General features: G+C 41.4%; 18 protein-coding genes. All 18 read left to right on the top strand.

Annotated elements, in window-relative coordinates; translation table 11 throughout:
- The first annotated feature begins 12 nt into the window (after positions 1–12).
- The 18 genes from BM398_RS01565 to pgeF all read left to right on the top strand — a co-directional run bounded on the left by BM398_RS01565 (position 13) and on the right by pgeF (position 14,632).
- Complete coding sequence (locus tag BM398_RS01565) at positions 13–240, top strand: KH domain-containing protein (RefSeq protein WP_026512873.1); 228 nt, start codon at positions 13–15, stop codon at positions 238–240.
- A 92-nt stretch (positions 241–332) separates the two neighbouring features.
- Positions 333–1,142, top strand: a complete 810-nt coding sequence (gene trmD / locus BM398_RS01560) for a tRNA (guanosine(37)-N1)-methyltransferase TrmD (protein WP_092336124.1) — start codon at positions 333–335, stop codon at positions 1,140–1,142.
- Positions 1,139–1,651 (top strand): ribosome maturation factor RimM, encoded by a 513-nt coding sequence (gene rimM / locus BM398_RS01555; protein ID WP_092336123.1) that lies wholly within the window; start codon positions 1,139–1,141, stop codon positions 1,649–1,651. The genes trmD and rimM overlap by 4 nt, the downstream gene beginning before the upstream one ends.
- A gap of 97 nt (positions 1,652–1,748) precedes the next feature.
- Positions 1,749–2,528, top strand: coding sequence for a uridine phosphorylase (udp, locus tag BM398_RS01550; RefSeq protein WP_026654961.1), 780 nt, complete (start codon positions 1,749–1,751; stop codon positions 2,526–2,528).
- Between the two features lie 45 nt (positions 2,529–2,573).
- On the top strand, positions 2,574–3,779 hold the full coding sequence (locus tag BM398_RS01545) for a BMP family ABC transporter substrate-binding protein (protein WP_092336122.1): 1,206 nt from the start codon (positions 2,574–2,576) through the stop codon (positions 3,777–3,779).
- Between the two features lie 148 nt (positions 3,780–3,927).
- Positions 3,928–5,442 (top strand): ABC transporter ATP-binding protein, encoded by a 1,515-nt coding sequence (locus BM398_RS01540; protein WP_092336253.1) that lies wholly within the window; start codon positions 3,928–3,930, stop codon positions 5,440–5,442.
- On the top strand, positions 5,442–6,575 hold the full coding sequence (locus BM398_RS01535; RefSeq protein ID WP_092336121.1) for an ABC transporter permease: 1,134 nt from the start codon (positions 5,442–5,444) through the stop codon (positions 6,573–6,575). Before BM398_RS01540 ends, BM398_RS01535 begins: the two co-directional genes overlap by 1 nt.
- The gene (locus tag BM398_RS01530) at positions 6,575–7,516 is read left to right on the top strand and encodes an ABC transporter permease (RefSeq protein WP_092336120.1); all 942 of its coding nucleotides are present in this window, start codon (positions 6,575–6,577) and stop codon (positions 7,514–7,516) included. Before BM398_RS01535 ends, BM398_RS01530 begins: the two co-directional genes overlap by 1 nt.
- Before the next feature lie 14 nt (positions 7,517–7,530).
- Positions 7,531–7,953 carry a cytidine deaminase gene (gene cdd / locus BM398_RS01525; protein WP_092336119.1) on the top strand — a complete coding sequence of 141 codons (423 nt, stop codon included), beginning with the start codon at positions 7,531–7,533 and terminating at the stop codon, positions 7,951–7,953.
- Positions 7,954–8,058: 105 nt separating this feature from the next.
- A complete protein-coding gene (rplS, locus tag BM398_RS01520) occupies positions 8,059–8,409 on the top strand; it encodes a 50S ribosomal protein L19 (protein WP_026487880.1) in 351 nt (116 codons plus the stop codon).
- A 63-nt stretch (positions 8,410–8,472) separates the two neighbouring features.
- The gene (gene lepB, locus BM398_RS01515) at positions 8,473–9,060 is read left to right on the top strand and encodes a signal peptidase I (protein ID WP_026654954.1); all 588 of its coding nucleotides are present in this window, start codon (positions 8,473–8,475) and stop codon (positions 9,058–9,060) included.
- Positions 9,061–9,089: 29 nt separating this feature from the next.
- Complete coding sequence (gene ylqF, locus BM398_RS01510; RefSeq protein ID WP_026654953.1) at positions 9,090–9,965, top strand: ribosome biogenesis GTPase YlqF; 876 nt, start codon at positions 9,090–9,092, stop codon at positions 9,963–9,965.
- A 30-nt stretch (positions 9,966–9,995) separates the two neighbouring features.
- Complete coding sequence (gene lepB / locus BM398_RS01505) at positions 9,996–10,535, top strand: signal peptidase I (protein ID WP_092336118.1); 540 nt, start codon at positions 9,996–9,998, stop codon at positions 10,533–10,535.
- The gene (locus BM398_RS01500; RefSeq protein ID WP_092336117.1) at positions 10,535–11,296 is read left to right on the top strand and encodes a ribonuclease HII; all 762 of its coding nucleotides are present in this window, start codon (positions 10,535–10,537) and stop codon (positions 11,294–11,296) included. The genes lepB (BM398_RS01505) and BM398_RS01500 overlap by 1 nt, the downstream gene beginning before the upstream one ends.
- Entirely contained in the window at positions 11,293–13,035 is a 1,743-nt protein-coding gene (gene fliK, locus BM398_RS01495; protein WP_092336116.1) for a flagellar hook-length control protein FliK, read from the top strand. The genes BM398_RS01500 and fliK overlap by 4 nt, the downstream gene beginning before the upstream one ends.
- A gap of 2 nt (positions 13,036–13,037) precedes the next feature.
- Positions 13,038–13,337, top strand: a complete 300-nt coding sequence (locus BM398_RS01490; protein ID WP_092336115.1) for an EscU/YscU/HrcU family type III secretion system export apparatus switch protein — start codon at positions 13,038–13,040, stop codon at positions 13,335–13,337.
- Between the two features lie 23 nt (positions 13,338–13,360).
- A complete protein-coding gene (locus tag BM398_RS01485) occupies positions 13,361–13,729 on the top strand; it encodes a YraN family protein (RefSeq protein ID WP_092336114.1) in 369 nt (122 codons plus the stop codon).
- 21 nt (positions 13,730–13,750) lie between these two features.
- Positions 13,751–14,632 carry a peptidoglycan editing factor PgeF gene (gene pgeF, locus BM398_RS01480; protein ID WP_092336113.1) on the top strand — a complete coding sequence of 294 codons (882 nt, stop codon included), beginning with the start codon at positions 13,751–13,753 and terminating at the stop codon, positions 14,630–14,632.
- Positions 14,633–14,643: the final 11 nt, after the last annotated feature.

The raw sequence follows: 14,643 nt of genomic DNA, 5'->3' as shown, positions 1-14,643 counted from the left end.
GGAGGATAAACAATGAAAGAGTTAGTCGAAGTAATCGCAAAAGCGCTTGTTGACAATCCGAGTGAAGTTGTAGTCTCCGAGAAAAAAGACGGGCGCAATATTATGATCGAGCTTCATGTTGCACCTTCAGACATGGGCAAGGTAATTGGCAAACAGGGTCGTATAGCCAAAGCTATACGTTCTGTAGTTAAGGCGGCTTCAACCAGAGAAAACCTTAAGGTTGACGTTGAGATCGTCTAAGGCTGCCGGAAATATTGAGCCGAATAGGAAAATCTTATTCGGCTCTTTTTTAATCAAAACAATTATTCTATTTTCTAATTATTGGGACGAGTATGAATTTTCATATAATGACGTTATTTCCTGAGATGGTAACAGATTGCCTTTCTTCCAGTATTATCGGAAGAGCCATGGGAAAAGGGCTTATAAGCTTAAATGCTGTTAATATCAGGGATTATTCAAATGATACCAAACACCATAAAGTTGACGATTATACATACGGAGGCGGCGCCGGTATGCTTATGCAGGCACAGCCGATATATGATTGCTATATAGATATCAAAAACAAGATTGAAAAAGAAAACGGTAAGGCTCCGAGAGTCATCTATGTCACTCCGCAGGGCAAGGTTTTTAATCAGAACATTGTGACAGAGCTTGCGCAGGAAGAAAATCTCGTATTTTTGTGCGGACATTACGAGGGAGTCGATGAGAGAGTCCTTGAAGAGATAGTGACGGATTATATCTCTATCGGGGATTACGTTCTTACAGGCGGAGAACTTCCGGCAATGGTAATGATAGATGCAATATCACGATTTGTTCCGGGAGTCCTTAATAATGATGAGTCTGCTATGACAGACAGCTTTAACAACAATCTTTTGGAATATCCTCAGTATTCAAGACCTGAGGAGTGGATGGGCAAAAAAGTTCCGCCGATCCTTCTTTCGGGAGATCATAAGAAAGTGGATGAGTGGAGACTTGAGCAGTCTATATTAAGGACAAAGGAAAGACGTCCCGATCTCTATGAGAAGTGGCTTTCCGAGAATCCACCCGTTGAAAAGAAAAAGAAAAGACGCAGAAAGAGCGCAGAAGCTCAGACAAATGCTGAAGTGGTCAAAGATTCTGAGAATGATGGAGATAATTTATGACAGACAGATTCCAGGTAGGAGTAATAGCTTCAACACACGGTTTAGGCGGTGAGGTAAATGTTTTTCCCACGACCGAAGATCCAAATAGATTTAAAAAACTTAAGAAAGTGACACTTCATACAAATAGAGGCGAGCAGCTTGAACTCGATGTTCAGAGCGCCAGATTTTTTAAGAAATTCGTTATTGTTAAGTTCAAACAGTTTGACAATATAAATGATGTTGAGAAGTTTCGTGGATGTGAGCTTACGATCTCAAGAAAGGATGCGATAAAGCTTGCTCCCGGAGAATATTATGTCGCAGATCTTGTCGGACTTGATATAGTTGATGAGGATGGGAAAAAACTTGGAGTTCTTTCTGATGTTATTCAGACAGGTGCAAATGATGTGTATGAAATGACACCAGAGAACGGCGAGGAAAAGGTCTATATTCCCGCAATCAAGGACTGTGTTAAAGAGATTGACACCAAGAATAACAAGATCGTAATTCACGTAATGGAAGGATTATTTTAACTAATTTATAGTTGATGACTTTTTACAAATAATGCTCTATAATTATTTTGTGATTTAATTTTTTATCTGGCACTATATATTGTGTGAGGATTTTTTTATGGTTGATTATACTGAAGGTGCAGGTTATCAGTATCATACGCACGTCAAGAAAGGCGATGTCGGCAGGTATGTGATCCTTACCGGCGACCCCGGAAGATGTGAATCTATTTCTAAACTTTTTGACAATCCTAAATTTATAGCATATAACAGAGAATATAATACATATACAGGCACATTGTGCGGTGAGAAGGTTACGGTTATGTCTCATGGTATCGGAGGCGCTTCAACGGCTATTGCTATTGAAGAGCTTGCTAATTGTGGAGCTGATACCTTTATAAGAATGGGCACTTCCGGCGGAATGCAGGAAGATGTAATAGGTGGTGACATTGTTATTGCAAACGGAGCCATCAGAGCGGAAGGAACATCTAAGGAATATGCTCCTATAGAATATCCTGCCGTGGCTGATTTTGATGTTGTTTCTGCGCTTGTTGACGGAGCTAAAAAAGCAGGAGCGAAGTATCATGTCGGTGTTGCCCAGTGCAAGGATTCTTTCTTTGGACAGCATGAACCCGAGACAAAGCCCGTAGGACCGGAACTCATGTATAAATGGGATGCTTGGATCAAGTGCGGTGCACTTTGTTCTGAGATGGAATCTTCAACATTGTTTATTGTGGGTAGTTATTTAAGAGCCAGAACAGGAGCTGTTCTTCTGGTTGTAGCGAATCAGGAAAGAGCAAAAAAAGGTCTTTCCAATCCACAGGCTCATGATATGGAAATTGTCTATAAGACAACGATAGAGGCTATTAAGAGCCTGATTGCTATGGATAAAACCAAATAAGGTTTTATATAAATTTTTTTTCATTATAAACAATGGAGGATAATTATGAAAAAAAGAATTTTTGCAGTAGTTATGGCTGCAACAATGGTATTTTCTCTTGCAGGATGTGGTTCTAAGGCACCCGATGCAAGCGCAACAACCGAGACTTCAGCAACTGAAGCTAAGGCAGACGGCGCAGATGCAGCTGATGCAAGTGAACCTGCCAGCGACATCAAAGTTGCTATGGTAACAGATTACGGCGACATCACAGACCAGTCATTCAATCAGTCAACATATGAAGCTTGTCAGGCATTTTGTGACGAGAACAAACTTGGATTCACATATTACAAGCCTGAAGGCGATTCAACAGCTGAGAGAGTAGCTCAGATCGATAAGGCAGTAGCCGATGGTTATAATGTAATCGTTATGCCCGGATATGCTTTCGCTGAAGCTATTGTAGAGACAGCTGAAATGTATCCCGATGTTAAATTTGTAGCTCTTGACGTTTCTGAGTTCGACCTTGAGGGTGACGGTTCAGACTTCAACAGCGAGACATATCCCAATGTATTCTCTGCAGTATACCAGGAAGAGCTTCCCGGATACATGGCAGGATACGCTGCAGTAAAGATGGGATTCACAAAGCTTGGATTCCTCGGTGGAATGGCAGTTCCCGCAGTTATCCGTTACGGTTACGGATTTGTTCAGGGTGCTGACGCAGCTGCTAAGGAAATCGGCGCAGATGTAACTCTTAACTATGCTTACGGTAACCAGTTCTATGGTGATGCTGATATCACAGCTGCTATGGATACATGGTACCAGGGCGGAACAGAAGTCGTATTTGCTTGCGGTGGTGGTATCTTCAACTCTGCAGGTGAGGCAGCTGCAAAGGCTAACGGCAAGGTTATCGGTGTTGACGTTGACCAGGCTGCAACAATCGACGGAAAGTTCGGCAAGGGCATGACTGTTACTTCAGCTATGAAGGGACTTAAGGCAACAGTTAACACACTTCTTTCAGCAATCGTTGATGGTAAGTGGGATGAATATGCCGGAAAGATCTCAAATCTCGGTCTTGTATCCGGTGATGATACTTCTCTTAACTATGTAGGACTTCCTGAGGAAACAACTGTATGGAACGACACATTCAAGAAAGAGGATTATCTCAAGCTTGTTGCTGACATGGCAAACGGAGCAATTAAAGTTTCCAACGATACAAATGCTGAGAAGCCTTCTGCTGAGAACATTAAGATCAACTATCAGGGTAACATCAAGTAATTTTACTTATTACAGCTTATAGGCTGACAGGGACCGGCAGATTCATAGTCTTCCGGTCCTTTTTACCAATTTATGGTTTTATTTTAAGAAGATTCAAAATTTAATGGAGGAGACAAAAGTGGCAGAAAACAGCGAATATGCTATTGAGATGCTTGGCATAACAAAACGTTTCCCGGGTATTATCGCTAATGACAACGTTACTATTCAGCTGAAAAAAGGCGAGATACATGCTCTTTTGGGTGAAAACGGAGCCGGTAAATCCACACTTATGAGTGTGCTTTTTGGTTTGTATCAGGCTGAAGAAGGCGTGATAAAAAAGGATGGAAAGGAAGTGCAGATAAACAATCCCAATGATGCCAACGACCTAGGTATCGGAATGGTTCATCAGCACTTTAAGCTTGTGCAGTGCTTTTCGGTTCTTGATAATATTATTCTCGGTGTAGAGACGGTTAAGAACGGCTTTTTGCAGAAGGACGTAGCAAGAAAGAAGATATTGGAGCTTTCTGAGAAATACGGACTTAAAGTCGATCCCGATGCCAAGATCGAGGATATTACTGTCGGTATGCAGCAGAGAACCGAGATTCTTAAGATGCTTTACAGAGATAATGAGATCCTTATCTTTGATGAGCCTACAGCGGTTCTTACTCCCGCAGAAATAGATGAGCTTATGCAGATTATGAAGAATCTTGCAAAAGAAGGCAAGTCAATTCTCTTTATTTCCCATAAGCTTGCTGAGATCATGTCTGTTGCGGACAGATGCAGCGTTTTGAGAAGAGGTAAGTATATCGGTACCGTAAATATTTCGGAGACCAATCAGGAAGAACTTTCAAGAATGATGATCGGCCGTGATGTACAGCTTGTCGCAACAAAGGAAGACAAGACTCCGGGCGAAGTTATTCTTCATGTTGAGAATATGACGGTTCCTTCAAAGCTCCATCACAACAATGCCGTTAAGAACGTTTCTTTTGATGTCAGAGAAGGCGAAATCGTATGTATCGCAGGTATCGACGGAAACGGTCAGACAGAGCTTGTTTACGGACTTTCGGGACTTGAGAACATTACTTCCGGTAAGATCGAACTTTCAGGAAAAGATATTACTCATGCTTCTATCAGAGAGCGTTCCACAAGCGGAATGAGCCATATTCCCGAGGACAGACACAAACACGGCCTTGTTCTTGATTATTCGCTTGCATATAACCTTGTGCTTCAGAGATACTTTGAGCCTGAGTTTAGTTCAAAGAGCGGATTCCTCAAAAAGAACGAGATCAATAAATACGCCGATAAGCTTATCGAGCAGTATGATATCCGTTCAAGCCAGGGCGCTGAGACGATAGCAAGAAGTATGTCCGGCGGTAACCAGCAGAAGGCTATTATTGCAAGAGAGATCGACAAAGATCCCAACCTTCTTATTGCCGTTCAGCCTACAAGAGGACTTGATGTAGGTGCTATCGAATATATTCACAGACAGCTTATTGCACGCAGAGATGAAGGTCATGCGGTTCTTCTTGTTTCACTTGAACTTGAAGAAGTTATGAGCATTTCAGACAGAATACTTGTTATGTATGAAGGAGAGATAGTCGGAGAGTTTGATCCCAAGAAGACAACTCCCGAAGAACTCGGACTTTACATGGCAGGAGCTAAGAGAAAGGAGGTAGGTGCATAATGTCAGCAGAGATTAAGAAAACGGCTGAAAAAGAGAGCTTTTTGTCTAAGCCCGCTGTTCAGTCAATAATTGCATCACTTCTTTGTATTATTGTAGGTCTTTTTATCGGCTATATAGCACTTCTTTTTATAAATGCACAGGGTGCTACAGATGCCATTATAACTATTATAAAGAACTATTTTACTTATCCTACAAAGGCAGCTGCGCTTAAGTATTGCGGAAATACACTTGTAAAGGCGGCTCCGCTTCTTATGTGTGCACTTTCAATTCAGTTCTGTTATCAGGCAGGCCTTTTCAATATCGGAGCAGCCGGACAGTATGTAGTCGGAGCGGGAGCATCACTTTATTGTGCACTTAAGCTCGGACTTCCCTGGCATGTGTGCCTTTTTGCAGCTCTTATTGCAGGCGGAGTTTACGGAGTTTTCGTAGGTGTGCTCAAGGCATATCTTAATGTTAATGAAGTAATTTCAGGTATCATGCTTAACTGGATCGGACTTTATACGGTTAATATGATGCTTAATTGTGTAAAAGAGACAGCCAGCCCATATACGGTTTCGATTGAGAAGACAAACGCTTCAGCTGTTTTGCCTTCACTTGGACTTGAGAAGCTCTTTTCAAACAATAAATACGTTACTATAGCAATTCCTCTTGCCGTTATCATTGCAATCCTTCTTAAGGTTGTTCTTTCAATGACTGTTTTCGGTTATGAGATCAAGGCTACCGGAATTGCAAAGGATGCAGCAAAGTACAGCGGTATGAAAGAGAAGAGAAATGTTATTTTGACACTCTTTATCGGCGGTGCGCTTGCTGGAATCGGAGCAGCTTTCCTTTTCCTTACAGGATACGAGCAGTGGTCTGTGACACAGTCATCTGTTCCGGGAATGGGCTTTAACGGTATCGCAGCTACGTTCCTTGGAGGACTTGATCCTATCGGAACAATATTTGCTTCATACTTTATACAGCACATTACAAGTGGAGGATCATATCTTGATAAGAACGCATATCCTTCACAGATCTCTGACTTTATATCAGCGATCATCATCTATCTCTGCGGTTTTGTACTTTTCTTTAAGTTCTTCTTAAACAGCAGGATCAGAAATAAAAAGAATAATGCAGAAGGAGGTAACAAATAATGGTATTACTTCTTCAATATACACTTTTGTTTGCCTCGGTTTTGATACTCGTTGCTCTTGGCGGATGCTTCTCTGAGCATTCAGGTGTTATCAACCTCGGACTTGAAGGAATAATGGTTATGGGAGCTCTCGGAGGAGCGCTTACTCTTAAGTATATCGATCCTTCACTTCCTAAGATCCTTATTGTACTTGCGGTACTTGTTATATCTGTATTGTGCGGTGCTGTTTATTCAATGCTTCTTGCTTTTGCCTGCATCAACTTTAAGGCTGATCAGACACTTGTAGGAACAGCGCTTAACTTGCTTGCTGCTGCAGCTGCAACTGTTATTGCAAAGTCTATCAATATTATTGAAGACCCCAATAACGTATCTTCAACAGTACAGTATGTTGAAGCAAAGAAAGCACTTGTTGTAAACATCGGTAAGTTCCAGTTTAACTGGTTCATGCTTGTTGCTTTTATAGCACTTGTTTGTGCATATGTAATTCTCTACAAGACCAGATTCGGCTTGAGACTTATGGCCTGCGGTGAGCATCCTCAGGCTGCAGACAGCGTAGGTATCAATGTTTATACAATGCGCTGGGCAGGTGTTCTTATTTCAGGAATGCTTGCGGGTGTAGGCGGAATTGTTTACATCACTGCGGGTGTTAGTGAGTGGAAGTTTGAGAACGGTGTTGCGGGATTTGGTTTCCTTGCACTTGCGGTTATGATCTTTGGTCAGTGGAAACCTGTAAATATCGGACTTGCAGCGTTGTTGTTCGGATTCTTCAGAGCTCTTTCAAATGTATATTCAGGCTTTGATTTCCTTGCGGCACTGAATATTCCGGGTTCTGTATACAACATGATGCCATATATCATCTCACTTATCGTGCTTGCATTTACATCTGCAAATTCACGTGCGCCTAAGGCTGAGGGTATTCCTTACGATAAGGGATCCAGATAAAAGGAAGCGTTGTTATGGATGAGAAGATTATAAAAGAGCTTATTTCCAAAGCTGCCGGAATGAGGAAGATTTCATATACTCCTTATTCAAAGTTTAATGTCGGAGCGGCTCTTCTTGCAAAGAACGGACAGGTATATACGGGGTGCAATATAGAGAACGCCTCGTATACGCCTACAATATGTGCTGAGAGAACAGCTTTTTTCAAGGCTATCAGCGAAAATGTCAGGGAATTTACAGCTATAGCTATTATCGGAGGCGCCTCAGATGCAGAGGAACTTGAGTATTGTTTCCCTTGCGGCGTTTGCAGACAGGTTATGAGCGAATTTTGCGATGATGATTTTATAATAATAATCGCAAAGTCGGAAGATGAGTACAAAGTTTATACTTTGCCTCAGATGTTGCCCGAAAGATTCGGCCCTAAGGATGTTTTGGGTTGACTTTTACTATGATTTCGTGTTATTATATTTTGCGTTGTAAAAATCAGACGGTCCTCTGTTACTAAGTTTTTGTATTAAGAACGTCCATTTAATAGGAGAAAAGATATGAGTACAATTATCGAAGAGCTCGAGAAAGAGCAGCTGAACGCTAATGCGCCTCAGTTCAACACTGGTGATACTGTAAGAGTACACGCTAAGATCAAGGAAGGAAACCGTGAAAGAGTTCAGGTTTTCGAAGGAACTGTTAAGAAGATCCAGGGTGGAAGCAACCGTACAACATTTACAGTAAGAAAAGAATCTTATGGTGTTGGCGTTGAGAAGACATGGCCCCTTCACTCACCTATCGTTGAGAAGGTAGAGGTTGTTAGAAGAGGTAAGGTTAGAAGAGCTAAGCTTAACTACCTTAAGGGTCTTACAGGTAAGAAGGCTAAGGTTAAGGAACTTGTTACCAGATAATTGGTTAGGAAAGGCAGTTACTTTTAGTAGTAATTGCCTTTTTTCTATAATAGGGGATCATATATGTTTAAGTTTCGAAGAAAGCGAACACTTTCTTTTTATCAGAAAAAAAGAGTTATTACACCCAAGCTGCTAAAAGAGATCCTTTCCTGGATCATTATAACCTGTATTGCTATTATGCTTGCATTTGTGATTGTTCATTTTTACGGTACACGAATCGGAAACGTCGGAGATTCGATGGAAGATACGATCGCAAACGGACAGGGAATACTCGTGAACAGAACCGCATATAAGGTTTTTAGACCAAAGAAGAATGATGTAATAGTTTTTTTACCAAACGGAAATGTGAATTCTCATTACTATGTTAAGCGAGTTGTGGCTACTTCCGGAGACAGAGTTCAGATAATTGACGGAGAACTTTATGTGAACGGAAACATTCAGAAAGATAATTATGATAAAATGGAAAATGGAGGCATTGCCAATAATGAGATCACGCTCGGTAGCGGAGAATATTTTGTTCTTGGTGATAACAGAAACGGCAGTGAGGATTCCAGAAGTCCTAATATCGGAATTGTAAAAGATAATATGATCGTCGGTAAAGCGTGGTTTAAGCTTAGATTCGGTAGCAGATCCGGCGGATTTATCAATTGACAGAAAACATATAAGAAAATGGTGGTTATATGAATTATCAGTGGTACCCGGGGCATATGACAAAGGCAATAAGGATGATGCAGGAGAACATCAAACTTATTGATATTATCATAGAACTGACTGATGCCAGAATACCTGCAGCAGGAAGAAACCCCGATATAGATGAACTTGGAAAAAACAAGTACAGGCTTGTTATACTGAATAAAGCAGATCTTGCCGATCCTTCCGTGACGAAGAAGTGGCAGGAAGCTTTTAGTGATGGTAAGACCTTGGTAATGGAGATGAATTCCAAGACCGGAAATGAGGCAGCCAAGGTAAAAGATCTGGTTCAGAAAGCCTGTGCCGAGAAGATAGAGAGAGATAAAAAGCGCGGAATTGTCGGAAGACCTATCAGAGCAATGGTTGCCGGAATTCCCAATGTCGGAAAGTCGACTTTTATAAATAAACTTGCAGGAAGGGCTTCTGCCAAGACAGGTAATAAGCCCGGCGTTACTAAGGGAAAGCAGTGGATCTCTCTTGGAAAGAATATGCAGCTTCTCGATACACCGGGAATTTTGTGGCCTAAGTTTGAGGATGAGACTGTTGGTCTTCACCTTGCACTTATCGGATCCATGAATGACGAGAATCTTGATGTGTGCGAGCTTGCATGTGAGCTTATCAAGATTCTTGAAGTTAATTACAAGAATGCTATTCCCGACAAGTACGGCATTACTGACGAACAGGTTGAAGAACTTGAGAATAGGCAGTATGCTACTCATTACAGTGCAATTTTATCTGCCATAGCCGAGAACAGAAAATGCTTTAAGCAGGGAGCTGAACCTGACATCGACAGAGCTGCGGCGCTTCTTCTTGATGATTTCAGAAACGGCAAGCTTGGCAGGATATCACTTGAAAGACCGCAGTAAAAAACTAATATAAGGAGTGGGACCGGGGAAATGAAAAATGTATTAAAAGAAATACTGAGTACAGCATTGTATCTTGCAGTTGTATTTGTACTTACTTTTTTGTTTATAACTTTTGTTGCACAGAGGACGCGTGTAGTCGGACATTCAATGGAGCCTACGCTGCAGGATGCTGACAGTCTTATCATTGAGAAGGTTTCTTACAGATTCAGTGCACCAAAGAGATTTGATATAATTGTTTTTCCTTATGAGCATGGCAACCAGGGGAAGGAATTCTTTGTAAAGAGAATAATCGGACTTCCCGGAGAGACTATAAAGATTGACGAAGAGGGAAATATCTTCGTAAACGGTCAGAAGCTTGAGGAAAACTACGGAAATGAAGTAATCGAGGATCCGGGAGTGGCGATAAACGACGTTGTTCTTGGAGATGATGAATACTTTGTAATGGGAGATAACCGAAACAGAAGTATGGACAGCCGATTTGAAAATGTCGGAAATATCAGCAAGGATAAGTTCCTTGGAAGAGTTGTGTGCAGGATATTCCCCTTTGATAAAATCGGGGGAGTGAAGTAATGCAATCTCTTAATGACATCAAGAGCGTTCTAAATGAATCTGTTACCGTCGATGCGCTTAAGAGCTTTATTGTGACGTGTGAAAGCGATGAGAGAGCTGGTGTACGCAAACTTATTGATACGGCAAAAAAGCGCATTGATTCTATAGAAAAAGAACTTGCCAGACTCAAGGAAATGAGAAAGTTTGAAAATGAGAACAGGCAGTTCGGTCTTCTTTGCGGAATTGACGAAGTAGGAAGGGGCCCTTTGGCGGGACCCGTATATGCTGCGGCTGTAATTCTTCCCGAGGATGTTGATATTTTATATATTAACGATTCCAAGAAATTATCCGAAAAAAAGAGAGAAGAGTTATACTCTGAAATAATGGAAAAAGCTGTAGCGGTGGGCATAGGACATGCATCCGAAAAAAGGATAGATGAGATAAACATTTTGCAGGCAACTTTTGAAGCGATGACTATGGCGGTCTCTGAGCTTTCCGTTAACCCCGGAGCTCTTTTGATCGATGCGGTGCATATTCCCCAGCTTGAAGAGTACAAGCAGATTTCTATAATAAAGGGAGATGCAAAGAGTGCGTCGATAGCTGCGGCAAGTATTATTGCCAAGGTTACGAGAGACAGAGTCATGAAAAAGTACGCGGAAGAATATCCCGAGTATGGATTTGATTCGAATAAAGGCTACGGAAGTAAAGAGCATATCGACGCCATAAAGAAATACGGCCCTTGTCCCATTCATCGCAGATCTTTTATAGGGAATTTTATATGAGCGGTATTTTAAATGTATCACAACAAAATACTACGATTACCGTCGAGGGCGTTCAGACTAAATTACAGCCTGCCGAAGGAAAGCCGGTCGAGCTTAAGGCAGGCGACAGTATTCAGGGAACGGTTGTATCCGTAGCTGAGGAAAACGGCGAGAAATACGCCGATATAAGTCTGGGCGATAATGTTATACGCGCCAAACTCTCTGAGGATATGGGGCTTAGGCAGGGGCAGACATTGAATTTTGCTGTTAAGTCCTTGTCTAAAAACGGAGTTTCTCTTACCCCTCTTTTTGAAAACACGGCAGTTTCTTTAAGCACGGAGAAAGCATTAAATGCTGCGGGCATAGCGATTACACGTGACAGCGTTGCTATGGTCGAGAGTATGATGAAATCAGGCCTTCCGATAAATAAGGATGCGCTCCGTGATATGAACAATGTGGTTTCTTCTTTTCAGAATGCTTCTATTTCAACACTTGTTGAGATGAAGAGTCTTGATATTCCAATTACCGAAAACAACATTTCACAGTACCAAAACTACAAGAATTATGAGCATCAGGTAATAAATGAGATGCAGGAATTTGCAGACGAACTTCCGCAGGCTTTTAATGCGCTTGCATCGGAAGGAAAGATTGATCAGGCTCTTAATCTTTATAAAGGAATCATAGATGAATTTGCTTCAACCGGATCATCATCTTCTTTACAAAACGAAGCAGAAGAAAGTGCGGTTATTGTTTCACCGAACATTGAAAGCAGCGAAAAGATGTCGGGAGAACAGACAAGTGTTACCGCTAATTCATCTGTGGATAATGTAGATAAGTTTGTTGATAAAAATGATAGGGGTGTCATTTCTTTAGATGTGGCAAGGGCTGACGAGTTTACAAAAAATTCTGAAAAAATGCCTTTTGAGGACATTTCGAGGGAAGATTTCGTACAAAAACTTAACAATTTAAATATTTCCCCAAAGATAACAGAGAGATATTTGGCGGCTTCCCTTAACGAAAATACGGATGTCAAGTTTGACGGAAAAGAGTTGTTAAAAGAACTGTCATCCATGCTTTCGGATACAGAGAACATGTCTGATGAAACTAAGGCTCTTTTTAAGGATCTCTTTTCACATAAAGAATTCGGAAAGATATTGAAGAATGCCATAGCTGATGATTGGCTTCTTAAGCCGTTTGATGTTGAGAAAAAGGACAATGTGACTTCGCTTTATCAAAAGCTTGGAAGTCAGCTAAAGAGCATGTCTGATACGATCACGAACACACTGGGCGCTGAGTCAAAGCTTGGAAGCACTGTGACCAATATGCAGAACAACCTTGATTTTATGAATCAGCTTAATCAGATCTTTCAGTATGTTCAGCTTCCGCTTCAGATGAGCGGACAGGAAGCGCACGGCGACCTTTACGTCTATAGGAATAAGAATAAAAGAGTCAGTGAGGACGGTTCGGTCAGCGCGGTTCTGCATCTTGATATGGATAATCTCGGGCCTGTTGACGTGTTTGTTAAGATGAAGGAAAATAAGGTTTCCACAAACTTCTATGTCATGGATGAAAGCGTTCTTGATCTTATAAATGACAATATCCATATCCTCAACGAAAGGCTTGAAAAACGCGGATATACCATGCAGGTCAAGATGATGCTCCATGATGATAAGGATGAAGGTGACATGGCTGTGAATGAGATGTTTGATGTTAATAAGATGTCTGTGATCTCCACAGCTTCGTTTGATGCGAGGGCGTAACTATGGCAGATAAAGATGAAAACAAAAAAGTAAAAACCGCCGTCGCTCTGGGATACGATCCCAATGAAAACGGGGCGCCCGTAGTACTTGCTTCGGGAAAGGGCGCACTTGCCGAGAAGATCATTGAGCAGGCTCAGGAGAACAAAATCCCGGTTCATGAGGACAGTAAGCTCGCAGATACGCTTTCAAAGCTGGAAATCGGAGAGATGATTCCTCCCGAGTTATACGAAGTTGTGGCGGAGATTCTTGTCTTTGTAGATGCAATGGATAAAATTAAGGCAAAAGATAAGTCTCGAAGATAGAAATAAGTTAGAAATAAGTTATTATGAATAAAAGAGATTTGGGTACTTTTTATGAGGATATTGCTGCCGGGTATATTAAAAACAAAGGTGGAAAGGTCATAAAGAGAAACTTCAGGACAAGGCAGGGCGAAATTGATATTATTGCAAGAGACGGCGAATATCTATGCTTTGTAGAAGTGAAATACAGGAAAAAAGACGATTACGGCAATCCGCTTGATTGTGTGGGTTATACTAAACAGAGAACCATATGCAAAGTTTCGAGAGTTTATATTAACATGAACGGGGCGGATTTTGATGTGCCGATAAGGTATGATGTAATTGCGGTTAATGATTACGGAAACGGAACGCTTAATGTAAACTGGCTTAAAAATGCCTTTGAATATGTATTATGAAATTAGAAAACGGAGAACTGAATGATTAGATATATTGACATAAAGAGATGCGGCGGCGAGAAGACTATGGAGCTTAGGGAAAAGAAAGGTGTTCATTATCTTGTTTTTCCTAAAATAGAAGAACTTGGAATTGTAGATCATCTGTTTAGTACAAGGCTCGGAGGAGTTTCAAAGGGATGTTTTTCCGAGATGAATCTAAGCTATACACGCGGAGATGAAAAAGAAGCTGTAGATGAGAATTACAGGAGAATTTCAGAAGTCTTGGGGCACGGGAAAAAGCTCGATGATTTTGTGTGCACTTTCCAGACGCATACCGTTAATGTAATGAAAGTTACGGAAGAAGACAGGGGTAAAGGCCCCGCAAAACTTCGCGATTATACGGACATAGACGGTCTTATCACAAACATTCCGGGGATTATTTTATCAACGTTCCATGCGGATTGCCCTCCGGTATTCTTTATCGATCCCGTCAAAAAGGCTATAGGTCTTTCGCATTCCGGATGGAAGGGAACAAAGGGCGAGATTTCCGCAAGAACGATAGAAGCAATGATAAGGGAATACGGAACGAATCCCGCTAACCTTATCTGCGCCGTCGGACCTTCTATCTGCGGCGAATGCTATGAGATCGGCGGCGATGTTGCGGATGAGTTTGCCGAGAATTATACTGAGGAAGAACTTGAGAGAGAAAAAATTCTCGTTCCGTATCCGAACGGGAAATTCAGGCTTTATCTGTGGAATGCCATCAGATATACGCTTATAAAGAGCGGTGTTAAAGCTGAAAATATACTTATTACCGATATATGCACCAGATGCAATCCGGATCTTTTGTTCTCACACAGAGTTCACAAGGATAACAGGGGCAATCTGTGCGCATTTTTGTCACTTAAGGATGAAACAGAATAATTTGTTGTGAG

Origin of the sequence: Butyrivibrio sp. M55 (genome assembly GCF_900116865.1) — a bacterium.
Lineage (GTDB): Bacteria > Bacillota > Clostridia > Lachnospirales > Lachnospiraceae > Butyrivibrio.
This window is presented reverse-complemented; position numbering and strand designations above follow the sequence as displayed.

Coding starts and splice junctions, on each gene's coding strand:
- BM398_RS01565 (WP_026512873.1), top strand. CDS start 13: ATGAAAGAGTTAGTCGAAGTAATCGCAAAAGCGCTTGTTGACAATCCG.
- trmD (WP_092336124.1), top strand. CDS start 333: ATGAATTTTCATATAATGACGTTATTTCCTGAGATGGTAACAGATTGC.
- rimM (WP_092336123.1), top strand. CDS start 1,139: ATGACAGACAGATTCCAGGTAGGAGTAATAGCTTCAACACACGGTTTA.
- udp (WP_026654961.1), top strand. CDS start 1,749: ATGGTTGATTATACTGAAGGTGCAGGTTATCAGTATCATACGCACGTC.
- BM398_RS01545 (WP_092336122.1), top strand. CDS start 2,574: ATGAAAAAAAGAATTTTTGCAGTAGTTATGGCTGCAACAATGGTATTT.
- BM398_RS01540 (WP_092336253.1), top strand. CDS start 3,928: ATGCTTGGCATAACAAAACGTTTCCCGGGTATTATCGCTAATGACAAC.
- BM398_RS01535 (WP_092336121.1), top strand. CDS start 5,442: ATGTCAGCAGAGATTAAGAAAACGGCTGAAAAAGAGAGCTTTTTGTCT.
- BM398_RS01530 (WP_092336120.1), top strand. CDS start 6,575: ATGGTATTACTTCTTCAATATACACTTTTGTTTGCCTCGGTTTTGATA.
- cdd (WP_092336119.1), top strand. CDS start 7,531: ATGGATGAGAAGATTATAAAAGAGCTTATTTCCAAAGCTGCCGGAATG.
- rplS (WP_026487880.1), top strand. CDS start 8,059: ATGAGTACAATTATCGAAGAGCTCGAGAAAGAGCAGCTGAACGCTAAT.
- lepB (WP_026654954.1), top strand. CDS start 8,473: ATGTTTAAGTTTCGAAGAAAGCGAACACTTTCTTTTTATCAGAAAAAA.
- ylqF (WP_026654953.1), top strand. CDS start 9,090: ATGAATTATCAGTGGTACCCGGGGCATATGACAAAGGCAATAAGGATG.
- lepB (WP_092336118.1), top strand. CDS start 9,996: ATGAAAAATGTATTAAAAGAAATACTGAGTACAGCATTGTATCTTGCA.
- BM398_RS01500 (WP_092336117.1), top strand. CDS start 10,535: ATGCAATCTCTTAATGACATCAAGAGCGTTCTAAATGAATCTGTTACC.
- fliK (WP_092336116.1), top strand. CDS start 11,293: ATGAGCGGTATTTTAAATGTATCACAACAAAATACTACGATTACCGTC.
- BM398_RS01490 (WP_092336115.1), top strand. CDS start 13,038: ATGGCAGATAAAGATGAAAACAAAAAAGTAAAAACCGCCGTCGCTCTG.
- BM398_RS01485 (WP_092336114.1), top strand. CDS start 13,361: ATGAATAAAAGAGATTTGGGTACTTTTTATGAGGATATTGCTGCCGGG.
- pgeF (WP_092336113.1), top strand. CDS start 13,751: ATGATTAGATATATTGACATAAAGAGATGCGGCGGCGAGAAGACTATG.